Here is a 24,669-nt window from a genome sequence, read left to right as displayed (position 1 = left end):
TCAGATCACCTGTGCGCTTTCGGGTGCGAAGGAGATGTTGCCCTCGAAGGGCTGGTCCTTGGTAGACGCCAGAATCTCGGCGAGGTGCATGGGGCGGATGCCCGAGTTAAGGCGGGAGAGACCGCCGCCGACGTGCATGAGGCAGGAGTAGTCGCCCATGGCGAGGACCTCGGCGCGCGTAGACATGACGTTAGTGACCTTGTCCGCGAGCATCGAGGTGGAGGTCTCGGAGTTCTTCATGGAGAAAGTGCCGCCGAAACCGCAGCAGACCTCGGCGTCGGGCAGGTCGATGAGGGTCAGGCCTTCGACGTTGCGCAGCAGGCGGTAGGGGCGGTCGCCGACCTTGGCGATGCGCAGCGAGTGGCAGGTCGGATGGTAGGTGACCGTGTGGGGGAAGTAGGCGCCCACGTCTTCGAGGCCGAGAACGTCGGTGATGAGCTCGGTGAGGTCGTAGGTGTGCTGGGCGATGAGCTGGGACTTCTTTGCCAGCTCGGTGTCGCCCACGTGCTCGGCGACGACCTTCTGCTCGTGGCGCGCTGCACCGGTGCAGGAGCCCGAGGGGACGACGATGGCGTCCCACTGGCCGTCGAGCACGGGCTCGAAGGTTTTGACGTGGTTGCGGGTAATCTTCGCGGCGTCTTCGAAGTAGCCGGTGTTGGCGTGCATCTGACCGCAGCAAACCTGGTCTTCAGGGAAGACGACCTCGTGGCCGAGGCGTTCAAGCAGGGTTACTGTCGCCTGGGCAGCCTGGGGGAACATGACGTCTGCCAGGCAGGTGGAAAAGAGAGCGATGCGCACAGGGGATCCTTCCTCGTGGGTGCTGTCCAACTCAGAATATGGCTGGGCCGGAGGTCCCAGCGACCATTTTTGTCAGGACAACTTAGAAGGAGGAGGGTTTCGCTTGATTTTGTGCGGAAAACTGGGGAGCGTTTTTCGTCGAAAATACCCCCGCTGTCAGGGGATTTAGGACCTTTGGGACGCGACTTAGCTCAGGATGAGTTTTCGTTTTTCGTTTTTCTGATGTTTTGGGGTGCTCATACGCCCTTCGGGCCTCGACAATGGACGAGGCTAGGGCTGGGGATTGCGGGTGAGTTGCTATCCCATGACTCCCTCTCTCGTGACGAGGACGAGGTGGCAGTCCGCGCAAAGGGCAAGCTCTTGGACCTAGCCGCAGGTTCGACTGGCGGCTGTCTGATCAGCCGTTAACACCTTCGCCGGTCATGACGATGAGATGACAGCCGGTAGAAATCGCTAGATCGGTGACGCTGAACGAGTCGGTTGAATTCGGGTAGCTGTGTGCCGCAGTGTCTAGGATCGTGTTGGCGCGGTCGGGTGGAACAGTCTCGAACTCGCATTCCTGGGGCACGTATTGGTAAAGATCGGGGTGGATGCCGGGTAGGAGCTGCGCGCCGCCCTCACTCTCTCGTTGCAGTTGTGCGATCGTCTCGTCCGACGCTGCTGTGACCCCGGAGAACCAGAACTTCGTCTCCGGTACGGGGATCCATCCTGAGTCTGCAACCAGGATCTGCGCGTAGTGGCCTTCCGTTGCCTTCAGGTTGGGCATTCGGTGATCGAGGTAGTCGGTATCGTTGCCGAAGACGGGTTTGTTCTCAGCAGTGACAGTGAAAGGGGCGAAGCGCGGGTCCTGCGGGTATTGAGGCGCGGAAGTCTTGGGCGCAAAGGGGTTGCAGGCGGCGGTGAGCGCCGTGACTGCGAGTAGCGACGCGACGGTCTTAAGTGGGAACTCGATGTTCATTCTTGCGGTGATTCTTTGGGCAGTCATCAACGAGGCCGGGGTGCGGTCGAGAGCGGAGGGGAGGTCCGTGGGGCTCAGGAGTGGCCGAGAGCGGTCAGTACGAGAAGGTGGCAATCCTCGGACATAGCTAGTGCCTCGATGTTCATGGGACCGAAGTCGCGTGGGATCTTCTCCTTATCCGGTGCGAGGGCATTGTCCGCAAACTTCGGGTCGATGGTGGTGAACTGGCAGTCCTGGGGGACGTACTCGTAGAGATCGGGATAGATGCCGGGCAGGAGTGTGTCGGTGGTTGTCCCCTCCGCTAGGAGCTGCACCGTCTCGTCGGGAACGGTGGCAACAGCGGTGAGCCAGAATTCGGGGTCCTGTGCGGGGATAAAGGCAAGTGCCGGGGAATACTCGAGGACGACGTGCGCTTCGCTCGCCTCCATGTTCGGCCAACGCACGTTCACGGAGTCTGTTCGGGCCTTGACGGTCGGCTCTTCGTCGCTCTCGAAGACAAACTCGGAGAAGCGGGGATCCTGCGGGTATTGAGTCGGTGTGGCCCTCGGTGTGTCCTTGGGGGTGAACGGGTTGCAGGCAGCGGTGAGCGCCGCGACCGCGAGCAGCGACGCGACGGTCTTGAGTGGGAGCCTCATGTCTTTCCTTGGTTGGAGTTTTCGAGCTGTCGTCTACGAGGCCGCGGGAGTGGTTGGGGCAGTTACCACTGCGGTCCTGGAGAGCATGTCATGGAGGTGATGGTCGGGAGAATCGTTACTGGGATTGGCCAGGATACGAAGGGGGAGTGAAACTATGCCCGAGCGCTGTCATGACGATGAGATGGCAGTCTTCTGACACTGCGAGTCCGCCACCGGCGTCTCCTTCGTTGACTTTGCTGATTCGAGCCTACAAGGGGGAGGTCCCGGGAGGCAAGTTGCCTCCCGGGACCTCGAGCGAGTGCGGCGATGCTCAGTGCGGCATGTAGGCACCGAGCCAGCCTTGGGATGCGACGAACACCAGGAGACACAGGAGGAGGAGCAGGCCGATCGAGTAGGGGGCGGCCTTCTTGAGGATCTCGGCGTCCGAACCCTTCGAATCTACCGAGGTGGCGGCGATCGCAAGGTTCTGCGGGGACACGATCTTGCCCAGGCCACCACCGATGGTGTTGGCGGCCAGCAGGATATTCGGCTCGAGGCCGGCGCCCGCGGCTGCCGTCGACTGCAGGTTCGCGAAGAGCGCGCCCGCCGAAGTCGCGGAGCCCGCAACGGCCGTGCCGATCCAGCCCAGAATGGGGGAGAGGAACGCGAACGCAGCGCCGGTGGTCGCCAGTGCTGCGCCGATCGAGGTGGTCTGGCCGGAGAGGTTCATGACGAAAGCCAGGGCCATGACGGAGGCGATCGTCAGGATCGCCATGCGAAGCGAGTAGATCGTCTGGGGCAGCACCGCGAACATCTTACCTACAGAGGTCTGGAAGCGCCCGCCGGAGGAGTTCGAGCCGTAGACGATGGCGACGATGATGCCGGTGACGAAGATCCAGGTGCCGGGGTTCGACAGGATCTGCAGGTCATAGTAGGGGCCGTCGACAACTGTGCCGTCCTTGGACAGGAAATGACCGAAGAGGCCGGGCCAGGGAATCCTGACGTCCGTCGAGGACAGGACAGCTTTGATCGGCTTCGCAAGCTTCGTGATCGCGATGATGACGACGACGAGCACGTAGGGCAGCAGGGCCAGACCGATGCGCGAGCCGGTGGGCTTGTCGGCCTCGTTGGTCGTGGTCGCGCACTCCTCGGGGGTCTTGGGGCCCCACAGCAGCAGGAAGGCGTAGCAGGCGGCGAAGCCGAGCAGGGAAGCGACGACCGCGGTCAGCTCGTAGGAGACCGAGGGGGTGAAGAAGTGACCCGCGCCGGCCGCGGCACCCGTGACGAGGGCGAGGGGCCACAGCTGACGTACGCCGCGCGCGCCGTCCAGGATGAAGAGCATCAGCAGCGGGATGAACAGACAGAAGATCCAGGTCAGGTGGCCCATGTCGCCGGCGACGACGACCGGGTCGGCGCCGCCAAGCTTGCCGGCGGTAGTCGTGGGAATAGCCATCGCACCGAAGCCGACGTTGATGGCGTTGCCGACGACCGTGACGACGGCTGCCTTGATCTTTGGAACGCCCAGGGTCACGAGCATCGCGCAGGTGATGGCAACGGGTGCACCGAAGCCAGCCAAGCCCTCAAGCAGGCCGCAGAAGCACCACGCAACAATGAGGGCCTGGGCGCGCTGGTCACCGCGACCGATCGTATTAAAAACGGCCTTGAGGTCGGCGCTGCGCCCCGACTTCTCGGTGAGGTTGTAGAGCCACACGGCCGCGATGATGATGTAGATGATCGGCATGAAGCCCATCGCTGCGCCCTGCGTGCCCGCCAGGAGCGCCATGCCGGCGGGCATCTGGAACGCGAAGACCGCGATCAGCAGGGACAGAACCAGGGAGATAATTGAGCACCAGTGGGTAGCGACTTTGAAGACACCCATGAGGACGAAGAAGACGACGAGCGGGAGGAGCCCGACGATCGCTGTCAGGAAAACGTTGCCCGCGACGGCCGTTGTCGACGGGGTAAAAGACTGGGCGAGTAGAAGAGATGACATTGATGCTCCGCGCGTCAGTGTGTGGGACATTGGACCCATTTATCATGACATATGAGCGGGAACCGTACATGCTTTCGCGTTATGTATTGTGACAGGTGCGCTGGCGAGCTCCGCGCCGCATCTCACGTCCAGTATGCGCAGCGTCTGCCCGCGGCGTTGGCCCCGTCGATAGACTACGAACTGTGAAGACTACATCTGCCGTTCCCGTCCCCTCCGGCTCGCGCATGCCGATTCGTAAATATCGGGCATTCCTCGACACGAATCCCGTCGACCTGCCGGATCGCCAGTGGCCCTCCAAGCGCATCACGAAGGCCCCGCGCTGGATGTCGACCGACCTGCGCGACGGCAACCAGGCCCTCATTGAGCCGATGGACCCTGCCCGCAAGCGTCGCATGTTCGACATGCTCGTGAAGCTGGGGTACAAGGAGATTGAGATCGGTTTCCCGTCGGCCTCGCAGACCGACTTTGACTTCGTGCGCTCGCTCATCGAAGACGATGCGGTCCCCGAAGATGTGACGATCTCGGTGCTCACCCAGTCGCGCCCCGAGCTGATCGAGCGCACGGTCGAGGCCATGGTCGGCTTCCCGCGCGCGACGGTGCACCTGTACAACGCGACGGCCCCCGTCTTCCGCGAGGTCGTGTTCCATGCGGATAAGGCTCAGACGATCGAGCTGGCGCAGTTCGGTGCCCGCGAGGTGCTCGCTCAGGCGGAGAAGCGCCTGGGGGATGAGACGATCTTCGGTTTCGAGTATTCCCCGGAAATCTTTGTGGACACGGAGCTGGACTTCGCCCTCGAGGTGTGCGAGTCGGTCATGGACGTGTGGGAGCCGGGCGAGGGACGCGAGATCGTCTTGAACTTGCCGTCAACGGTTGAGCGCTCAACACCGAACGTGTTCGCCGACCAGATCGAGTGGATGAGCCGCAATCTGAGTCGACGCGAGTACGTGGCCCTGAGCGTCCATCCGCACAACGACCGAGGCACCGGCGTGGCCACGGCGGAGCTGGCGCTCCTGGCCGGGGCGGATCGTATCGAGGGTTGCCTGCTGGGGCAGGGTGAGCGTACCGGCAACGTCGACTTGGTGACCCTGGGTCTGAACCTGTTCAGCCAGGGCATTGATCCGGGCATTGATTTCTCCGACGTTGACGCGATTCGTCGCACGGTCGAGTACTGCACGCAGATGGAGACTTCCCCGCGCGCCCCCTACGTCGGCGACCTCGTGTACACGAGCTTCTCCGGTTCTCACCAGGACGCGATCAAGAAGGGCTTCACCGCGCGTAAGGCGAAGGTCGATGCCTCCGGCGGCGACGAGGACGCGGTCGTGTGGGAGCTTCCATACCTGCCGATCGACCCGCACGACGTTGGCCGCTCCTACGAGGCCGTGGTACGCGTGAACTCGCAGTCCGGCAAGGGCGGCGTCGCCTACCTCATGTCGACGGCGCATTCCCTGGAGCTGCCGCGCCGCCTGCAGGTGGAGTTCTCCCGCATTGTTCAGCGCCACACGGACACCTACGGTGGCGAGATCAATGCGACAACGCTGTGGCAGATCTTCGCCGACGAGTACCTGCCCACGAGCGCCGCTCCCGGTCTCGAGCCTTGGGGTCGCTTCGAAATGCGTTCCTCTCAGGTCTCTTCCGTCGACGACGAGAACGTCGAGCTTAACGCGAGGCTCGTTGACAATGGCGAGGTTATCAAGGTGCAGGCGACGGGCACCGGCCCGATCGACGCGTTCGTCTCGGCGCTGCATGACTTTGAACTGGACGTGCGCATCCTGGACTACTCAGAGCATGCGATGAGTCAGGGCCGCGACGCGCGCGCCGCCGCATACGTGGAGGCAGCCGTAGACGGGCAGATCGTGTGGGGCGTCGGCATCGACTCCTCGATCACGCGCGCCTCCTATAAGGCTGTCATCTCGGCGGTGAACCGCGCCCTGCGCTAACAACTGATCCCAGACAAGCGACACGAACCCCGGCCTCGTTGATGGAGAAACGAGGCCGGGGTTCGACGTATCTTCAGGCCTGCGCAGATGTCTGGGAGGGGGACGCGAAGAGCTCGAGGCTGCGACGCACCTGTCCGTCAAGGATGCGCGTGATCCTGCCCGTGAGGATGGTGGGGTCGGCGCTCATGCCGGTGGCGATCCACTGGGACACGTGTCCGAGCACGCTGAGCGTGAAGTGCTCGGTGACGAATTCACGGTCGTCAATGTGGACGGTCAGGCCAACGCTGCACCGGTCGACGATGGGTTCCATGACGGCGCGCAGCTGCTTGTAGAGGAAGATCTGCAGATCCTCCGAGGATAGGGAGGAGACGACGGAGCGGGTCTCTTCCGTGTGCTTCTGCATCCACGTGAGCATGGCGAGGAGTCCGTCGGACCAGTCCTCATTGGTGGAGTGGGCGATGATCTGTTCGGCGACCTCGCGCTTGAAAACCCAGACGGTCAGGTCTTTGATGTCGGCGAAGTGATAGTAGAACGCTTGGCGTGTCACGCCGGCGGTGCGCGTGAGTCCGGAGACCGTCACCTTCGATAGTGGCACGGTTTGGAGTGCGTCGCGCAGGGCTTGCGCGAGCATTGTTTTCGCATCTGTCTGGGGCATCGGTGGTCCTCATCGACATGACAAGAGGGGGTTACTAGTGAGCTGTGCGGGCTGAATCGCGGATCCGCGAAAATTCAGCGCAATGTTCGACTGACCAATTGTATAGCTCAGAATGGCTTGTACGCATCCGGAATGCGTGGTTTCGGCTGGGGGAGTGTGTGGTTCAGCCCCGGCCTCGTTGGGTGGGCGAGGTCGGGGCTGAGAAGACTGTCTGTCTGTCTGTCCTCGGGTGGTCGGTGGGAATGACAGTTTTACTTGGACAGGCGGGCCAGTGTGGGGGTGGTCTGGCCGGTCATCAGTACTCGCATGCGAGCGATCGCGACCGAGGGGTTGACCTCAAGTCCGGAGAGCATCCACTGAGCCATGTGTGCGGTGGTAGCCAGGGCGAAGTGCTGGGCGACGACGTCGCGCGCGGTGGCAGTGGCGGAGCTGGACAGCTGGGATTCGATGAGTTCCTGGATGTGGGAGGCAAGGAATGCCCACAGGTCGTTGGCTTCGATGGCTTTCATGGCCGAGGCGGTCTCGTCGCGATGGTCGTGCATCCAGGTCATCGTCGCCTCAATGGCATCGAGCCATTCTCCCGAACTGGTGGTCAGGCGAGATGTGACTTCCTCGCGGAAAACCCAGGCGTTCAGGTCGCTGAGGGAGTTGAAGTGGTAGTAGAACGCTTGACGGGTGACCCCGGCGGAGCGTGTCAGTGCGCTGACAGAGATCTTTGACAGCGGGGTCTGCGTCAGGGCCTGGCGCAGTGCGGTGCCAAGCTTTTCGCGGGCATCAATCGGCGGAGCCATGTTTTCCTTCCTTCTACGGTTATGGATAAACCATATCGAGTTACGAAGAAACTATCTACTTGAAAATTATATTTTGACTGTGTGACCGACCACGCTGTCAGTTTCTTATGCACTGTTGACAGCATACGCGCCGCCATGTGTCGATCGATGCGACAGCGCACTTCACACATGTTTTCGCGCGGCGCGATGAGCACAGACTGGAAACGCCGCGACTGTGTGGGCGTGACACAATGGCCGTGTGATGAAGTCCTATCGAGACGAGGCAATCGTCCTGCGCACCCACAAGCTGGGCGAAGCGGATCGCATCATCACGCTCCTCACCGCCGAGCATGGGCAGGTGCGCGCCGTCGCAAAGGGGGTGCGCAAGACGACCTCCAAGTTCGGGGCGCGCGTCGAACCCTTCTCCGTTATCGACGCTCAGCTTCACCACGGCCGTACCCTCGACACGCTGACGCAGGTCGCATCGATCGCCCAATACGGCGACGCAATCGCCGCGAACTATGATCTCTACCTCGCGGCCACCGTCGTTGTCGAGACGGCCGAGCGCCTCACCGCAGATGCGCACGACGGAACGCACTCCCAATACCTGCTTCTCCTCGGTGCCCTCAACGCCCTCGCTAGGCACCGTCACGATCCCACGCTCATTCGTACCTCGTATACGCTGCGAGCACTCGCGTTGGCTGGATGGGCACCCTCCTGCTTTGACTGCGCGGTGTGTGGTGCCCAGGGGCCTCACTTCTCGTTTTCCATTCCTGACGGCGGCACAGTCTGCGATACTTGCCGCCCGCCCGGCGCTTCCTCCCCCGCGCCTGACACGGTCGCCCTGCTCGGACAATTGCTCAGTGGCACCTGGGAGCGCGCAGATCGCTGCGAACCATACGCGCGCGCCGAGGCCTCGGGCATCATCTCCTCGTACACTCAATGGCATCTGGAACGCCGTCTGCGCTCACTGAGCGTCATCGATAGGAGCCACCCATGACCGACCTGCGGCCCACCCCCATGGATCGCGCCCCGCAAGACCCCGCCGCTCCGCTGTTGGGACCCGGGCAGTGGCACTGCGAGGCACCAGTGTTTCGCAGGGGCGAGGCCCCCGCGCACGTCGCCCTCATCATGGATGGCAACGGTCGCTGGGCGAACAGTCGCGGCCTTGCCCGGACCGAGGGGCACCGGGCGGGGGAGTATGCGCTCATGGACACGATCGCCGGCGCGATCGACGCTGGCGTGCGATACCTGAGCGTCTACACGTTCTCCACTGAGAACTGGAAGCGCTCGCCCGCCGAGGTCTCCTTCATCATGAACTACGCATCCGACGTGCTTGCGCGGCGCACCGACCAGCTTGCGCAGTGGGGCGTTCATGTGCGCTGGAGCGGGCGTCGGCCCAAGCTGTGGAAGAGCGTCATCAATGCGCTCGAAAAGGCTGATCGGGCGACCTCGCATTGCAAGACCCTCGACCTGATCATGTGTGTCAACTACGGCGGGCGCGCCGAGCTCGCCGACGCCGCCCGATCCATCGCCGAGGATGTCGCCGCCGGGCGCCTCAGCCCGCGAGGCGTCACCGAAAAGACACTGACGCGCCACCTGTATCTCCCCGATGTTCCCGACGTCGACCTCATGATCCGAACGTCGGGGGAGCAGCGGCTCTCCAACTATCTGCTGTGGCAGATGGCCTACGCGGAGATGATGTTCGTCGACACTCCGTGGCCGGCATTTGACCGCGAGGAGTTGTGGGGATGCCTTGAGGAGTTCGCGGGGCGCGATCGTCGCTTCGGCGGTGCGATCGACCGTGTCTCGCAGCATTAGGCGTTGTTTTTGGCCAGCGCGGCGTCGACCGCGCGGCGCTTACGGCGGCCCCACAAGATCTTCGCGGCGATGAGCGCGATGATGAGGGCGAGGCCCGCCCACCCCCACGGGGAACCTGCGACTGCGCGGATCGCGGCGGTGAAGACTGCGAGCATGCCGAGGCCGTACAGGAGTGCCCACAGGACGCACCCCGGGATCATGGCGATCGTATAGGTGCTCCAGCGCATGCGCACCAGGCCAGCGCCCGCGTTGACTGCGGTCTGGATGCCCACCGTCAGGAAACACAGCGGGATGACGATGATTCCCCATTTGTCGAGCATGGCCGCTCCCTTGCGGGGAATAGGGCCATCAAACCAATGTGCGATGGCGCCGAGGAAACCCTGGCGTCCGTTGGCGAGGAGCGCGCCGGAGGCGGCACCGCGCGCCAGCCAATAGGTCGCCTGCGCCCGGAAGAGGACGACGAAGAAGAGGAAGACGAAGAGCCAGATGCCCTCTCGTGCAAAGGCGGGGACCATGGAATCGATTCCGGCGCTGAACATGATGCTCCCAAAGTGAGGATTGCCAAACGAAGCCTATCCTAACCTACGGGAAAGGCCTGGGAAAGCGTCGTGCGCTTCCCAGGCCTTTCCCGGCTAACCCGGCCTTGCCACGTCATTTCTTCGAAGCGCACGAGGCGCACGCACCGAAGAGCTCGAGCGAATGCTCGACGTCGCTAAAACCGTGCGCGGACGCCACAGAATCCACCCACGACTCGATCTGCGACTGCTCGATTTCCTTGGTGAAACCGCATTTGCGACACACCAGGTGGTGGTGATGGTGGTTCGTCGTACACGAACGGTACAGGGCCTCCCCCTCGGAAGAGCGCAGCGTGTCAACGCGACCGTCATCCGCAAGGCTCTGGAGTGAGCGGTAGACGGTCGCCAGTCCCACGCGCTGCCCCTGCAGGTGCAGGTCTTCGAAGATCTGCTGGGCGCTACGAAAGTCGCTGACCCGTGTCAGCTCATCGAGGACGGCCTGACGTTGCTTCGTCATGCGCTGCATGGAGTTCCCTTCGTCGTCATGCGTCTGCGTGAGCGAGATGTTCGCGCTCGGGGTGCTGGTTGTGCTGGCGGGCCGTGCGAAGTCGCCGTGCCCTGCGGACACGGTCCACAATAGCCCTAGCCGCGAATCCGATCGCGTACAGGCCAATCGCGCCGACTACGATGGTCGCACCGGGCGACAGGTCCACGAAGTAGGTCAGGGACAGGCCCGACGCGCAAATGATGACGCCAAGGCCCATTGCGAGGCCCATCGTGGAGCGGAACGAACGCGCGCCCAGCTGGGCGATCGCCACGGGAATCACCATGAGCGCGCTGACGAGCAGCGAGCCAACGACGCGCATCGCGACGGCCACAGTCAGGGCCGACAGGATCGCGATGAGGAGGGAGAGCGTGCGCACTGGCAGTCCCGTTGAGCGAGCAAAGTCCTCGTCGTTGGTCACCGAAAACAGGGCGGGCGCCAGCCCGATGCCGAGCGCCACGATCGCCACCCCCAGGATCGTGATGAGGGTAATGTCGCTCCAGCGCACGGTCGAGATCGACCCGAAGAGGTAGGAGTTTAGCTGTGCGGAGGTTCCCCCCGCCAGGCCGATGAGGAGCACGCCGCCGGCGATGCCACCGTAGAACAGCATGGCGAGGGCGGTGTCGCCGGACGTGCGTCCGCTCTGACGCACGAGCTCGATCGAGATCGCGCCGAGGAGGGAAACGATCACCGCACCCGGGATCGCCCACGAGTCCACGGGGCTCACGTTCGCGAACGCGCCGACGAGCCAACCTAGCGCGACGCCGGTCAGTGAGATGTGACCGATGCCGTCGCCGAGCATCGCCAGCCTGCGGTGCACCAGGTACGTGCCGATGATCGGGGCTGTCAGTCCAACGATGAGCGCCGCCAGGAGGGAGCGCTGCATCATCGGGGACGACAGGAGAGTAGTTAGTGCGTCAATCATGCGTCTCTCCCGTCCACATCCCACTCACGAGGCCTCGGTCGCCGGAGGCGGAGGCAGACTCGGTCGTGGGATGGCAGTGGTCGCCGCCGCCGTGGTGCTGTTCGTGGTCGTCCTCGATGTGGGGAGCTCCGTCGTAGGAGACGTGACCCGCACTGATGTGCAGCTCGCGGTCCAGGAGGGGGCCGAGCTCGCCGAGCTCGTGCAGGACGATCAGGATCGTGGTGCCCTCAGCCTTCGCGTCGGCGACGATCTCAGCCAGGCGCGCGCGCGACGCGGCGTCGATTCCGGCCATCGGCTCGTCCATGATGAGCAGCTCTGGCCGGCGCACGAGGGCGCGCGCGATGAGGACACGCTGCGCCTGCCCGCCCGAGAGGATGTTCATAGGCGCGTTGGCTCGGTGAGCCATGCCGACGCGTTCGAGTGCGGACATGGCCTTCGCCGTGTCGCCCGGAAGTGCCCACAGGCGACGAGGCCCGAGCAGGCCGGAACGCACGACCTCGATCGCGCTGGCGCTGACTGCCCCGCCCGAGGAGACTCGCTGGGGGACGTAGCCGATCTTGTTCCACGGCACGCGGCGGCGCGTGGTGACCGAGTGTCCGAACAGCTGGGCGTCGCCGCTCGTGATGGGAGCGGTGCCAAGGAGAGCCTTGAGGGTCGTGGACTTGCCCGATCCGTTCGAGCCCGTGATCGCTACGGCCTGGCCGGCGGGGATATCGAGTGAGATCCCGTGGAGGATCAGGTCCGTATCCCAGGCCACGTGCAGATTATCGAGACGCACGACGGCGGGAGCCCCCGCGTGGGAGGCTCCCGCCGTCGTGTGGGTGTCAGTCGTTGTCACTGGCAGTTGTTTGCTTTCGTCAGGGCGTCGATGTTGTCCTTCATGACCGCAGCGTAGTCCTTGGACGAATCGGTCTGAGACTCGATCGGATCGAGGACGGCGGTCGTGAGGCCGAGGTCGTCGGCGAGGGTCTGGGCAACCTTGGGGTCGATGAGAGCCTCGGTGAAGATCGTGGTCACGCCCTGCTCCTTGGCAACCTGGCCGATGTGCGCAAGGCGAGCCGGGGAGGGGGAAGATTCGGGATCGAGGCCGGAGATGCCGACCTGGGTGAGGCCCGTGCGGTCGGCGAGGTAGCCGAAGGCGGTGTGCGCGGTGACGAAGGTCTTGATCGTGCAGGTAGAGGTCTTGGTCACGAGAGTGTCACCCAGAGTGGTGAGCTCCTCGGCTAGGGCCTTCGCGTTCGCCTTGTAGGTGTCCGCGTGGGCGGAGTCTGCCTCGGCGAGCTTGTCGCCCACCAGGGTCGCGGCCTTGGCCATGCGCACCGGGTCTAGCCAGAAGTGCGGATCCGCGGTCATGTCGTGGTGGTGGTCGTGGCCCTCGTGGTCGTGGGTGCCGTGGTCGTGATCGTGGCCTTCGTGATCGTGATCGTGGTCCGCGGCCTCGCCGGACTGGGCATCCTCGCTGGTCTCTTCCTCAGCGGGGTGGTTCGCGTCGGTGCCAGCCTCGACCAGCTCGGCGGTGGAGGAGACGTCGATGACGGTCTTGGGGGAGTGCTGCTCGATGGCCTCGTCAACGGCGCTCTGGAAGCCCGCGAGGTAGACGATCGCGTCAGCGGAGGACAGGGAGTCAACCATCTTGGGGGACAGTTCCAGGTCGTGCGGCTCGGCCCCATCCGGGGTCAGCGAGGTGACGGTGACGTTCTCTCCGCCGACCTTCTCGGCCAGGTACTTCAGGGGGTAGAAGGAGGCCATGACGGCCAGTTTTCCGTTGTTGGAGGAGTCGTCTCCGGACGGGGATGGGGAGGTGCAGGCGGACAGGGCGAGCGCTGTGGCAGCCGCGCATGCGGCCGCGAGGATTCTCTTCGACATGAGAATCATTCTCTTTGTCATTGAGAATCTTTGTCAAGTCATTCCCGACGCGCGGACGTCTGTGAGCGGGGACGTTATCGGACGCGCGCCGTCGAGCCGCGCACGATCAAATCAGGGGAAAAGACGTAGTCCGCATGCGTCGGGGAATAGTCGTGTGTGGCCAACGCCTCGAAGAGGCTGCGCACCGCCGACGAGACGATCGACTGCACGGGCTGGTGAATCGTCGTCAGCGGTGGATCGAGGTGGCTCATCAGGAATGTGTCGTCGAAGCCGATGACCGAGATGTCATCCGGGACCGACAATCCGAGCGAGGAGATCGTGCGGATCGCGCCGAGGGCCTGCATGTCTGAGCCCGTGACGATCGCCGTGACGCCCCGCTCAAGGAGTGCGTGCGTATAGGCGGCCGCGGCCTCGTACGTATAGAAGGTCTCTTCGATAATGGGGGAGCGGTCGCCCAGCAGTTCGCCCATGACCTGCGTGAAAGCCTCCGCCTTGCGCAGGGCGGGGACGACGTGCGTGCGTCCCGTCAGTAGGGCGATGCGCGAGTGGCCCAGCTCGTGCAGGTGCGTGACTGCCGAGCGAATGCCCAGCGCATCACCCGTGGAAAAATCGGGTGCGGGCACCTCGGGGCGAGCCCCGTTGATCGTCACGAAGGGGATCGCGCGCTCGGCGACGTCGCGGTAGGGGCTGAGGTCTGCGAGCAGGTCGGCGTGCCTGCCCGAGACGAAGATAAGGCCATCGACCCTGTGCTCGAGCAGAGAGGAGAGGTGATCGAACTCCGATGTCGCGCCCGGCGTCTGTGAGCGGATGACGCAAATGCCGCCGGCGCGGGAAATCTCCTCCTGGAGATGGTGGGCGAAGGAGGCGAAGACCGGATTCGTCAGCTCCGGTACGATGACGCCGATCGTCGGTGTGGCAGGCGTGCGTTCGGTGGCTGGGCGATCGTAGCCCAGCTCGTCGATCGCGGTCAGGACACGGCGGCGCGTCTCCGCAGAGACCTGCCCGACGCCGTTGAAAACGCGTGAAACAGTTGCAGTGGAGACGCCCGCATGCACGGCGATATCGGCCATGCTCGTGCGATTCTTCGTCATCGACTTGACTCTCCTTTGGGCGTTCGCGCGCGGTATTTCGCTACAAATGTAACAGCTTGCATACATTTTCGGAAATTGTTGCAGAAACAAAATCGGGCGTATTACAGTAGAGGCGTAGCAGGTCGCTGATGGAGGCGACCCGCCTGATCAACACAGGAGAAATAATGCGACGTGGCATCGCAGCACTCGGCGTCTTTGCGGCGGCTACCGCCCTGGCCGCCTGCAACAACGGCACGACGACCTCTACCCCGTCCTCTGACAACACCGCCGATGCGGCGGCAACGCTGACAATCTGGGCGGACGACACCCGCTTCTCCCAGGTTGAGGACCTCGCAGAAGACTTCACCACCAACACCGGCGTGAAGGTCAACGTCGTGCAGAAGTCCGAATCTGACATGGATACCGAGTTCACCACTCAGGTTCCCACCGGCAACGGCCCCGACCTCATTGTCATGGCCCACGACAAGCTCGGTGCCCTCGTCGCCAACGGCGTTGTCGCCCCCGTCGACCTGGGCGAGGCTAAGTCCAACTTCGCCGACGTCGCCGTCAAGGCTGTTACCTACAACGGCCAGACCTACGGCGTTCCCTACGCCGTTGAGTCCGTCGCCCTGGTGCGCAACAACGCGCTCACCCAGGACAGCCCCACCACCTACGAGGACATGCTCGCCTCCGGCAAGACCGCCGCCGTCCAGTACCCCTTCATCATCCAGATGGGCGACAAGGGCGACCCGTACCACTTCTACGGCTTCCAGACCTCCTTCGGTGCCCCCGTCTTCAAGACCAACGCTGACGGCGAGTACACCTCCGAGCTGGCCATGGGCGCCTCCGGCGGCACTGACTTCGCCAACTGGCTCAAGGCCCAGGGCGACGCGGGCGTGATCTCTCCGTCCATCACCGGTGACATCGCCAAGCAGGCATTCCTCGACGGCAAGGCCGCCTACACGGTGACCGGCCCCTGGAACGTAGCCGCCTTCCGTGAGGCAGGCATGGACGTCTCCGTCCTGCCGATCCCCTCCGCAGGCTCCCACGCCGCCCAGCCCTTCGTTGGCGTACAGATGTTCTACCAGAGCGCCAAGTCCGCCAACCCGGTCGCCGCCAAGCAGTTCTTCAACTACCTGGCCACCCCCGAGGCTCAGGAAAAGATGCAGGACCTCGGTGGCCGCGCCTCCGCGATGCCTTCCGTCTCTGCCAAGTCGGACGACCAGGACATCAAGGACTTCGCGAAGGTCGCCGAGTCCGGCGCTCTCGCTCCCGCGGTCCCCGCGATGGGTTCCGTGTGGAACTTCTGGGGACAGACCGAGGCCAACATCGTGACCGGCACGGAGACCCCCGCCGATGGCTGGGCGACCATGGTCACCAACATCAACAACGCGATCGCCTCCAAGTGATCGCGCCCGCCGGACGCTAGTCGACCGGGGGCCCGCTCGCCGCTGGTGAGCACCCAGCCTCGCACCCGCCCGCTTCCCACGCGGCGGGCGGGTGCGAGACTCTTCCAAACAACCGCGCCGCTGTGCGGCGCAACCGCACCTCGCGGTGCTTCCCGACCCGCTGCAAGGCGGGTATCGTCGCAATGGCGCGAAACGCGCACGTGTGGAGGACACGATGTCTGAGCCAGTGAAGGCTGCAGAAAAGAAGAAGGCGGGGCCCAAGGCTTCGCACGCGAGCGAAGTGACCAGGCCCGGTTTCTTCGTCAAGCTCATCCTGATGATGCTCATCGATGCCCTGGGACTCTACGGCATCTTCACCGCATACATGGTGGGATCCTGGACGGTGCTCGCCGTCCTGGCCGTCCTACTCCTCGTCGTTAACTGGGTGTACTTCTCCAAGCGGATGATTCCCGCGAAGTACCTGGTTCCCGGAATGGTCTTCCTGCTCATCTACCAGGTCTTCGTCATGGGGTACACGGGCTACGTGTCCTTCACGAACTACGGCCAGGGCCACAACTCGAGCAAGGACGATGCCATCGCCTCGATCCTTCAGGCGTCCGAGCAGCGCGCTGAGGGGGCGCCCAGCCTGCCCGCAGCCGTCGTTGAGGATAGCTCCGGCCTCGGCCTGGCGGTCGTCGATACCGCGACGGGCACCATCCGCGTGGGTGACTCCGATACTCCGCTGCACGAAGTGTCCGGCACCTACGCCGCAGGAACACTGAGCGCGGTTGACGGTTACAAGGTCCTGACGATCGCTGAGATCCTCAAGCCCGAGACGCAGCAGAAGGTCTTCGCCATCAAGGTTCCGGCTTCCTCCGACCCCAACGACGGAAGCTACCGTACCGACGACGGGTCGAGCGCCTACCTGGCCAAGTCCCGCTACAACTACGATGAGGCTGCCGACACTCTGACCGACACGGCCTCCGGCGTCGTCTACACGGCCAACAACAAGATCGGTGCCTTCGTTGACGCCGACGGCAACCAGATCGACCCGGGCTGGCGCGTCTTCGTCGGCTTCGACAACTACATGAACATGTTTGCCCGCGGCGATCTGGCTGGCCCCTTCCTCAAGGCCCTGCTGTGGTCCTTCGTCTTTGCCGGCGCGTCCGTTCTGTCAACCTTCGCGCTGGGCCTGATCCTCGGCCTCGTGTTTGCGGACAAGCGCATCAAGGGCCGCAAGATCTACCAGTCCCTCATGATCCTTCCCTACGCCTTCCCGGCCTTCCTGGCCACTCTGGTGTGGAAGGGCATGCTCAACAAGGACTTCGGCTTCATCAACCAGGTCGTCCTGGGCGGCGCGGACATTCCGTGGCTGACCGACGGCCTGCTGGCGAAGTTCTCGATCCTGGGCGTGAACCTGTGGCTTGGCTTCCCCTACATGTTCCTCGTGTGCCTGGGTGCCCTGCAGTCCCTGCCCGGCGATGTCGAAGAGGCGGCCAAGATCGACGGCGCCTCGGGCCTGCGCACCGTGTGGTCCATCAAGCTGCCGCTCGTCCTGCAGTCCACGGTCCCGCTGCTGATCGCCTCCTTCGCGTTCAACTTCAACAACTTCTCGCTCATCTACATGTTGACCGGCGGCGGCCCGAACTACCCGGGCTTGGACGTCGGCCAGACTGACATCCTGATCTCGATGGTCTACAAGATTGCGATCGAGTCGGGTTCCCCGAACTACGGCCTGGCCTCGGCCATGTCCATCGTCATCTTCATTGTCGTGGGCGTGATCGCGTGGCTCGGTTTCCGCCAGACGAAGACCCTTGAGGAGCTGTGATGAGCACTGCAACAGTGAAGAAGAATCGCGAATCCACCCTGAAGGGCGCTCGCTGGTGGACCGAGGTGGGATGGCGCCACATCGTCGCCATCCTGATGATCATCTACTGCCTCGTTCCGCTGCTCTACGTCCTGTCGGTGTCCCTGAACCCCGGCGCGACGCTGACCGGCTCGAACAACCTTTTCTCGAAGCTGTCGTTCGAGAACTTCACGGCGCTGGGCAGCGGCCAGTACTCCGCGTACTGGTCGTGGGTCCTCAACTCCCTGATCGTGTCGACCACGACCGCTGTGGGCACCGTCCTCATGGGCGCGGCTGCCGCCTACGCGTTCAGCCGCTTCCGCTTCAAGGGACGCCGCGCGACCCTCACCGGCCTGCTGCTGGTGCAGATGTTCCCGCAGATGCTGGCCTTCGTGGCCCTCTACCTGCTGCTCCTGGGCATCCAGGACATCTTCCCGGTCCTCGGCCTGAACTCCAAGCTCGGCCTGATCTGCGTCTACCTCGGTGGCGCGCTCGGATCGAACACCTTCCTGCTCTACGGCTTCTTCAACTCGATCCCGCGTTCGCTGGACGAGGCGGCCATGATCGACGGCGCGACGCACGCCCAGACCTTCTGGACGATCATCATGCCACTGGTTCGTCCGGTCCTGGCGGTCGTCGGCCTGCTGAGCTTCATTTCCTCGCTCGGCGACTTCGTGATCGCGAAGGTTGTCCTGCAGGATCAGGGGCAGTTCACCCTGGCTGTCGGCATGTACATGTGGGCGGCTGATGCTCGTACCGCCCCGTGGGGCATTTTTGCCGCCGGTTCTGTGATCGCGGCCGTCCCCGTGATCCTGCTGTTCCAGTACCTGCAGAAGTACATCGTCTCCGGCCTGACCGCTGGCGGCGTCAAGGAGTAAGCGCTTCCGCGCCCTCTCACCTAGCCGGCCCCGGCCTCGTCCCCTATCCCCGTGGGACGAGGCCGGTGCTCTTTGTGTGGTCCGGTGCGGAACAGTACTGCCTGCGTCGTTGCCTGCGGGCGAGCGTTGCTGTAGCTGACCGAAGGGGCGTGTGGAGGCGGGCGGGCGACGGGCCATGCGCGGTGCTACGGAGAGAGCGGGGGATGGGCGGCAGGCGACGGGCCATGCGCAGTGCTATGGAGGGAGCGGGGGATGGGTGGCAGGCGACGGGCCTGCATAGACTGCGGGATCGTGACCCGGCGGAAGGCGGTGTCTGCCCGATTGGTGGTGCCCGGGGACGCTCATTGCGCACGCTAACCGGATGGGTGGCTGTGTGGGCGCTGTGCCCAGGGGGTCATCTGATGCGTCTGTGAGCATTGCAGCAGGTTGCGATCATTGCATCACCTCCCACCTGGTGCAATACCCCTCATTAACGAGCAATTGTGGGTCCACATGCCTCCAGATGCGCACGCGAACGCACCTCGCGACAACACGAGACCACAGCCAGACAATCAAGCGGAGGCATCACGCGTGGCGCGGCACCTGTTACGTGGCGCTACACCCGTTACGTGGTGCTGCACCCGTTGCGTGGCACTACACCCGTTGCGTGGCGCTGCACCCGTTACGTGGTGCTGCACCCGATCAGATCGGGTGCAATGCCTACGGATCGGGTGTACCGCGCTCGCAGACAAGAACTACCGCGGAACTTGGAATCCCACAACACGAAGGAAAGCGGCCTCAACACCCCAACACACAAACCCGGACTTGACAGGCTAATCAAGCGGCGGCATCACGCGGGCGCTGCACACGTTACGGAGCTCTGCACCCTTTACGTGGCGCTGCACCCGTTACGTGGCGCTACACCCGTTGCGTGGCGCTGCACCCGAACAGAACGGGTGCAATGCCCACGGATCGGGTGCAATGTCCACGGATCGGGTGTACCGCGCTCCCACACAAGAACTACCGCGGAACCTGGAATCCCACAACACGAAAGAAAGCGGCCTCAACACCCCAACACACAAACCCGGGACCTGATAAGCGAATTAAGCGGCGGCATCACGCGTGGTGCTGCACCCGTTGAGTGGCGCTACACCCGTTACGTGGCGCTACACCCGTTACGTGGCGCTGCACCCGAACAGAACGGGTGCAATGCCCACGGATCGGGTGCAATGCCCACCGATCGGGTGCAATGCCTACGGATCGGGTGTACCGCGCTCCCAGATAAGAACGAGCGTGGAACCTGGAATCCCACAACACGAAGGAAAGCGGCCTCAACACCCCTACACACAAACCCGGACCAGGCCACAAGCGGCGGCATCACGCGTGGTGCTGCACGCGTTACGGAGTTCTGCACCCTTTACGGGGCGCTGCACCAGTCGCGTGGCGCTACACCCGTTACGTGGCGCTGCACCCTTTACGGGGCGCTGCACCCGAACAGAACGGGTGCAATGCCCACGGATCGGGTGTACCGCGCTCCCAGACAAGAACGACCGTGGAACCTGGAATCCCACAACACGAAAGAAGGCGGCCTCAACACCCCTGCGCAAAACCCGGGACTTGGCAACCCGTCGGGTTTGAGTACGTATGGATGGGTTAATGATTCCAGTAGTCGGGCCCAGCTGCGCAGGCGTGGGCGTAGGGCGCTCGATACCAACGACAGAGGCCAGTGGCTCGCCCAGCTGCGCAGGCGTGGGCGCAGGGGAGAGGGGGCCGGTCGCTGAGTGGCATCCTCAGTGGGTGGTTACTTCGCACACTCGCCCGCATGTCCCTGCGGGCACTCTCCTGAGGTGTGTAGATGTCCCGGAACTTCAATGTTTTGCGGCTATGTCTCTCCCGTGCCGAATGGACATCATGTGTGACTGTGGGTGCCGTGCGCGATGGGAGTCCGGGCCACGATTGGACGTGACGCGGGACACATTTGCTGAATTCGCTTGACGGGATAGGCGGTTCGGTGGTTTATTAGTCATGTAAGGAACCGCTGAACATGAATGGGGAGGTATCCATGCCCCCGACCTTCGTCTCGGGGATCCCGATCTACGTCCAGATCGCCGACAGTATTCGTGACCAAATCCTGCGCGGCGCACTGCGCGACGGGGACCAGCTCACGTCCACCACCGAATACTCCGCCATGTACCGCATCAACCCCGCCACCGTCGGCAAGGCGTTCGCCATCCTCGTCGACGAGGGGCTCGTTGAAAAACGACGCGGGATCGGAATGTTCGTCGCCGAGGGGGCCCACGCTTCCCTCGTCGAGGCGGGCCTGACAACCTACGTCGACGACACTCTCTACCCGGCCGTCGAGGCGGGACTCGCGCTCGGCCTCGACATCGGCTCCATCGCGGACCATGTTCGCGCGTACACGGCTAAGACTCGCACCAAGGAAGACTCATGATCACCTTCAACGCCATCAACCACGCCTATCCGGGGGAGGCGGAACAGGCCCTCACCGACCTCTCCCTCGAGTTCGGCGACTCCACCGTCACCGCGCTCGTGGGCCCCAACGGATCGGGAAAGACAACCCTCATGCAGGTCCTGTCCGGCCTGCTTCCGCCCACCTCGGGAGGCGTGTCCATCAATGGAACGGGCATGCGCCCCAACGACCTGCTCGGCTACTCGGTCATGGCCTCCTCCGACAGGGACTTCGACAACTCCTCGGCCGGGGCGCTAGTCGCCTACGCCTCCCTGCGCCCAACCTGGGACCAGAAGCTTTTCGACCACTACGCCCAGCGTTTCGGATTCCAGATGAAGCGTCGCAAGAAGCTACGCAAGGTCTCCTCCGGCCAGGCCGCGATCCTCACCGGCGCCGTCGCCCTGGCCTCGGGCGCGCCCATCACCGTCCTCGATGAGATTCAGGCGCCCCTGGACGTGCCCACCCGATACGCCTTCTACGAGGAGCTGCTCACCCTGGCCGCCGACGCCATGGAGGGACGCCGCCCCCGGCGCACCTTCCTCATCTCCTCGCACATGGTCTCCGAGCTCGAGAATGTCGCCGAAGATGTCGTTGCCCTCAAGAGTGGGCGCCTGCTCGCCCACGAGAGCGTCGAGACGTTCACCTCGCGCATCTGCGCCATCACCGGAAACGCAGCCGACGTGGAGAGCTTCCTGATCGACCACCCCGGCCTCGACGTCATCACCTCGCGAACGCTCGGATCCGCCCGAGAGATCGTCGTAGACCTGCGCGGACGCGGCATCTCCGACCGCGAGATCGCCTCCCACTCCCTCACACTCTCGCCCTGCTCCTTCCAGGACGCCTTCGCCTACCTCATCCAGGAGAAAGACCAATGAGCACTGCAAACCCCGACCTCATCAAGTCCTCTCCCTCGCCCCTGCGCGTCGGACTCGTCGGCTGGCGCTTCATCGTGGTGCTCTACCTGCTGGTCGTGAGCTTCCAGTTCCTCGTCAACTTCGTGGTCAACGGCATCGTCTACCTCTCGGTCTCCGACGTCACCGGACAGGTGGAACAGGCCGCCACGAACTCGGCCGCCGTCACGGGTGTCTTCGTCTTCGTCTGCGGGGTCCTCAGCTCCACCATCGACATGCGCGCCTCCGCCCTCAGCGGCGGCTCGCGACCAGTGCTCACCGCGGCAAGCTACGTTCACTCTCTCCTCATCATCGTCCTGGGATCCCTCCTCTGGTGGCTGCTCATCGTCATCCATCCCTTGCTCTTCGCCATGGGACGTGATTCCTTCCCCCTCGGTATTGACTCGTGGATCTACGTCGTCCTCACGTGGGTTGCCTGCGACGGGGCCGGGCGCTTTATTGGCGGCCTGTCGCGCTGCATCGGGTCGACCTGGAAGCGGGCCTTCGTGCTCATGGTCGCGATCCCGCTGGGCATCTGCGCGATCGGCGCGCCGGTCACGTGGCTGGTCCTCACCCTCGTCCACAAGTCCGGCTACCTCCCACCCATGCACCCGGCCTTCTGGCTGCTCGGCCTCATCCCGCTGACGGTCGTCGCCTCCGGCTGGCCGCTGACCGCCTCGGGGCACATCCGGCGCGTCGGCTGATACCGAGCCAACCCGCTGGAAAACGATCCCAACCGCCGCGTCCCCGGCCTCGTCCCCTCTCGCGGAAGGGGCGAGGCCGGGGCTGTTTCATGGGTTATCGGACGGTGCATGCGCTGGCGGTGTCACCGTAAGGCGCGCTGGTGTCGAACCGTCGGTGTTGAAGGCTGCGGTCACCACCGACGAGAATGGCGCATTGTGGTGGTGGAGTGTTGACACTTTGTCTTTTTTGTACGGATACTCTAAGTTCGAGGCGCTTGTCTGTACCTCGGGGATACGGCTACTTCATCGTGCCCTGTGTGTGGCTGCCCCGTCATCCGTCGTCGCTATACGGGTGGCCTGGAGGGGCCTGCTCCCGCGCATGTGGATAGGTTACGACGATGTGGATAGGTAATTGACATCCGGATAGGTTAATAACCTATCCGGATCTGCATAACCTATCCGTATGTTCATTACCTATCCGTGAGCGTGCTGGTGGAGAGTGCCGCAGGGCCCAGCCAGAACTCCAAGCGCGACCCTGTGGTGGGATCCATGAGTGCGCAGTGGCCCGGAATCACCCGACGCAGTAGTTATCGGCTAGTATCGGTTGGGACACGACAGCCAGTCGTGCCTGACATATTCAAGGAGTTACAAGTGGCTAAGGGACCCTCCCGCCTCGACAACGTCATTAGCCTGGCCAAGCGCCGCGGCTTCGTCTTTCCCTGTGGTGAAATCTACGGCGGCACCCGCTCCGCGTGGGACTACGGGCCGCTGGGCGTGGAACTGAAGGAAAACATCAAGCGCGCCTGGTGGAATGCCATGGTGCGTCGCCGCGCCGACGTCGTTGGCCTGGACTCCTCCGTCATCCTCCCGCGCGAGGTGTGGGTTGCCTCCGGCCACGTCAAGGCCTTCACCGACCCCCTCATCGAATGCCTCAATTGCCACAAGCGCGCCCGCCAGGACCAGCTCATCGAAGAACTCGCCGAAAAGAAGGGCGTCGAGGAATCCACTCTGTCCAACGACGACATCGCCTGCCCCAATTGTGGCGTGCGCGGCCAGTGGACCGAGCCCCGCGCCTTCTCCGGCCTGCTCAAGACCTACCTGGGGCCCGTTGACGACGAGGCCGGCCTGCACTACCTGCGCCCCGAAACCGCGCAGGGCATCTTCGTCAACTACGCCAACGTCATGAATGCCGCGCGTAAGAAGCCGCCGTTCGGCATCGGCCAGATCGGCAAGTCCTTCCGTAACGAGATCACGCCCGGCAACTTCATCTTCCGCACCCGCGAGTTCGAGCAGATGGAACTCGAGTTCTTCTGCGAGCCCGGTACCGACGAGGAATGGCACCAGTACTGGATCGACTACCGCAAGGCCTGGTACGTCGATCTGGGTATCGACGCGGAGAACCTGCGCGAGTACGAGCATCCGCAGGAGAAACTCTCGCACTACTCCAAGCGCACCGTCGACCTGGAATACCGCTTCGGTTTCCAGGGAAGCGAGTGGGGCGAGCTCGAAGGCATCGCCAACCGCACCGACTACGACCTGAGCGTCCACTCGGAAGCCTCCGGCGCGAAGCTCGACTACTTCGACCCGAACACGAAGGAACGCTGGACGCCCTACGTCATCGAGCCCTCGGCGGGCCTGACCCGTTCCCTCATGGCCTTCCTCATCGAGGCCTACCACGAGGACGAGGCCCCCAACGCCAAGGGCGGCGTCGACAAGCGCGTCGTGCTCAAGCTGGATCCGCGCCTGGCTCCCGTCAAGGCCGCCGTCCTGCCGCTGTCGCGCAAGCCCGAGCTCACAGGCCCCGCCCAAGAGCTGGCCGACGAGCTGCGTGGCATCTGGAACGTCGATTATGACGACGCAGGCGCCGTGGGACGGCGCTACCGTCGCCAGGACGAGATCGGCACGCCTTTGTGCATCACCTACGACTTCGACTCGATCGAGGACCACGCCGTGACCATCCGTGATCGTGACACGATGGAGCAGGTGCGCATCCCCCTCGACAAGGTCAAGTCGTACCTGATCGAACGCCTTGGCTGCTGACTCGCTCGCATCCACCACAGGCGCAGCCG

At 63.7% G+C, this 24,669-nt stretch carries 22 protein-coding genes; 10 read left to right on the top strand and 12 right to left on the bottom strand.

Annotation, left to right across the window (positions count from 1 at the left end; genetic code table 11):
• The 4 genes from RDV55_RS01600 to RDV55_RS01585 all read right to left on the bottom strand — a co-directional run bounded on the left by RDV55_RS01600 (window position 1) and on the right by RDV55_RS01585 (window position 4,363).
• Window positions 1-798, bottom strand: a complete 798-nt coding sequence (locus tag RDV55_RS01600) for a (Fe-S)-binding protein (protein WP_111822845.1) — start codon at window positions 796-798, stop codon at window positions 1-3.
• Between the two features lie 397 nt (window positions 799-1,195).
• Window positions 1,196-1,756, bottom strand: coding sequence for a hypothetical protein (locus RDV55_RS01595; RefSeq protein WP_111822846.1), 561 nt, complete (start codon window positions 1,754-1,756; stop codon window positions 1,196-1,198).
• Between the two features lie 74 nt (window positions 1,757-1,830).
• Window positions 1,831-2,391 carry a hypothetical protein gene (locus RDV55_RS01590; RefSeq protein WP_111822847.1) on the bottom strand — a complete coding sequence of 187 codons (561 nt, stop codon included), beginning with the start codon at window positions 2,389-2,391 and terminating at the stop codon, window positions 1,831-1,833.
• Window positions 2,392-2,701: 310 nt separating this feature from the next.
• Window positions 2,702-4,363: an L-lactate permease gene (locus RDV55_RS01585; RefSeq protein WP_111822848.1), complete on the bottom strand. Its 1,662-nt coding sequence runs from the start codon at window positions 4,361-4,363 to the stop codon at window positions 2,702-2,704.
• A 182-nt stretch (window positions 4,364-4,545) separates the two neighbouring features.
• On the opposite strand from RDV55_RS01585, the gene leuA reads away from it, so the two are divergent.
• Complete coding sequence (leuA, locus tag RDV55_RS01580) at window positions 4,546-6,300, top strand: 2-isopropylmalate synthase (protein WP_111822849.1); 1,755 nt, start codon at window positions 4,546-4,548, stop codon at window positions 6,298-6,300.
• A 73-nt stretch (window positions 6,301-6,373) separates the two neighbouring features.
• On the opposite strand, the gene RDV55_RS01575 is transcribed toward leuA, so the two are convergent.
• The gene (locus RDV55_RS01575; RefSeq protein ID WP_111822850.1) at window positions 6,374-6,955 is read right to left on the bottom strand and encodes a TetR-like C-terminal domain-containing protein; all 582 of its coding nucleotides are present in this window, start codon (window positions 6,953-6,955) and stop codon (window positions 6,374-6,376) included.
• A gap of 251 nt (window positions 6,956-7,206) precedes the next feature.
• The gene (locus RDV55_RS01570; RefSeq protein WP_111822851.1) at window positions 7,207-7,746 is read right to left on the bottom strand and encodes a TetR/AcrR family transcriptional regulator; all 540 of its coding nucleotides are present in this window, start codon (window positions 7,744-7,746) and stop codon (window positions 7,207-7,209) included.
• A 241-nt stretch (window positions 7,747-7,987) separates the two neighbouring features.
• On the opposite strand from RDV55_RS01570, the gene recO reads away from it, so the two are divergent.
• On the top strand, window positions 7,988-8,725 hold the full coding sequence (recO, locus tag RDV55_RS01565) for a DNA repair protein RecO (protein ID WP_111822852.1): 738 nt from the start codon (window positions 7,988-7,990) through the stop codon (window positions 8,723-8,725).
• Entirely contained in the window at window positions 8,722-9,546 is an 825-nt protein-coding gene (locus RDV55_RS01560; protein ID WP_111822853.1) for an isoprenyl transferase, read from the top strand. The genes recO and RDV55_RS01560 overlap by 4 nt, the downstream gene beginning before the upstream one ends.
• Here the strand turns inward: RDV55_RS01560 and RDV55_RS01555 are convergent.
• From RDV55_RS01555 to RDV55_RS01530, 6 genes are all read right to left on the bottom strand, one after another.
• Window positions 9,543-10,085 carry an SNARE-associated domain-containing protein gene (locus RDV55_RS01555; RefSeq protein WP_111822854.1) on the bottom strand — a complete coding sequence of 181 codons (543 nt, stop codon included), beginning with the start codon at window positions 10,083-10,085 and terminating at the stop codon, window positions 9,543-9,545. The two genes, RDV55_RS01560 and RDV55_RS01555, sit on opposite strands and share 4 nt — an antisense overlap.
• A gap of 112 nt (window positions 10,086-10,197) precedes the next feature.
• Window positions 10,198-10,587 carry a Fur family transcriptional regulator gene (locus tag RDV55_RS01550; RefSeq protein WP_111822855.1) on the bottom strand — a complete coding sequence of 130 codons (390 nt, stop codon included), beginning with the start codon at window positions 10,585-10,587 and terminating at the stop codon, window positions 10,198-10,200.
• Between the two features lie 16 nt (window positions 10,588-10,603).
• On the bottom strand, window positions 10,604-11,530 hold the full coding sequence (locus tag RDV55_RS01545) for a metal ABC transporter permease (RefSeq protein WP_111822856.1): 927 nt from the start codon (window positions 11,528-11,530) through the stop codon (window positions 10,604-10,606).
• Complete coding sequence (locus tag RDV55_RS01540; RefSeq protein ID WP_111822857.1) at window positions 11,523-12,368, bottom strand: metal ABC transporter ATP-binding protein; 846 nt, start codon at window positions 12,366-12,368, stop codon at window positions 11,523-11,525. The genes RDV55_RS01545 and RDV55_RS01540 overlap by 8 nt, the downstream gene beginning before the upstream one ends.
• Window positions 12,365-13,405, bottom strand: a complete 1,041-nt coding sequence (locus RDV55_RS01535) for a metal ABC transporter substrate-binding protein (protein WP_111822858.1) — start codon at window positions 13,403-13,405, stop codon at window positions 12,365-12,367. The genes RDV55_RS01540 and RDV55_RS01535 overlap by 4 nt, the downstream gene beginning before the upstream one ends.
• A 65-nt stretch (window positions 13,406-13,470) precedes the next feature.
• Window positions 13,471-14,487, bottom strand: a complete 1,017-nt coding sequence (locus tag RDV55_RS01530; protein ID WP_111822859.1) for a LacI family DNA-binding transcriptional regulator — start codon at window positions 14,485-14,487, stop codon at window positions 13,471-13,473.
• Between the two features lie 164 nt (window positions 14,488-14,651).
• Here RDV55_RS01530 and RDV55_RS01525 point away from each other — a divergent pair, with 164 nt between their 5' ends.
• From RDV55_RS01525 to RDV55_RS01495, 7 genes are all read left to right on the top strand, one after another.
• Window positions 14,652-15,875, top strand: coding sequence for a sugar ABC transporter substrate-binding protein (locus RDV55_RS01525; protein WP_111822860.1), 1,224 nt, complete (start codon window positions 14,652-14,654; stop codon window positions 15,873-15,875).
• A gap of 214 nt (window positions 15,876-16,089) precedes the next feature.
• Window positions 16,090-17,682, top strand: a complete 1,593-nt coding sequence (locus RDV55_RS01520; protein WP_165835823.1) for an ABC transporter permease subunit — start codon at window positions 16,090-16,092, stop codon at window positions 17,680-17,682.
• Window positions 17,682-18,578 carry a sugar ABC transporter permease gene (locus tag RDV55_RS01515; protein WP_111822862.1) on the top strand — a complete coding sequence of 299 codons (897 nt, stop codon included), beginning with the start codon at window positions 17,682-17,684 and terminating at the stop codon, window positions 18,576-18,578. The genes RDV55_RS01520 and RDV55_RS01515 overlap by 1 nt, the downstream gene beginning before the upstream one ends.
• A 2,041-nt stretch (window positions 18,579-20,619) precedes the next feature.
• Window positions 20,620-21,009 (top strand): GntR family transcriptional regulator, encoded by a 390-nt coding sequence (locus RDV55_RS01510; protein WP_111823125.1) that lies wholly within the window; start codon window positions 20,620-20,622, stop codon window positions 21,007-21,009.
• A complete protein-coding gene (locus tag RDV55_RS01505) occupies window positions 21,006-21,902 on the top strand; it encodes an ATP-binding cassette domain-containing protein (RefSeq protein ID WP_111822863.1) in 897 nt (298 codons plus the stop codon). The genes RDV55_RS01510 and RDV55_RS01505 overlap by 4 nt, the downstream gene beginning before the upstream one ends.
• The gene (locus tag RDV55_RS01500; protein WP_111822864.1) at window positions 21,899-22,621 is read left to right on the top strand and encodes a hypothetical protein; all 723 of its coding nucleotides are present in this window, start codon (window positions 21,899-21,901) and stop codon (window positions 22,619-22,621) included. Before RDV55_RS01505 ends, RDV55_RS01500 begins: the two co-directional genes overlap by 4 nt.
• 630 nt (window positions 22,622-23,251) lie before the next feature.
• Entirely contained in the window at window positions 23,252-24,640 is a 1,389-nt protein-coding gene (locus RDV55_RS01495) for a glycine--tRNA ligase (protein ID WP_111822865.1), read from the top strand.
• The last annotated feature ends 29 nt before the right edge of the window (window positions 24,641-24,669 follow it).

Origin of the sequence: Schaalia odontolytica (assembly GCF_031191545.1) — a bacterium.
Taxonomy (GTDB): Bacteria; Actinomycetota; Actinomycetes; order Actinomycetales; family Actinomycetaceae; genus Pauljensenia; species Pauljensenia odontolytica.
Note: the sequence above shows the minus strand (reverse complement) of the source record. Positions and strands in the feature narration are given on the sequence as shown.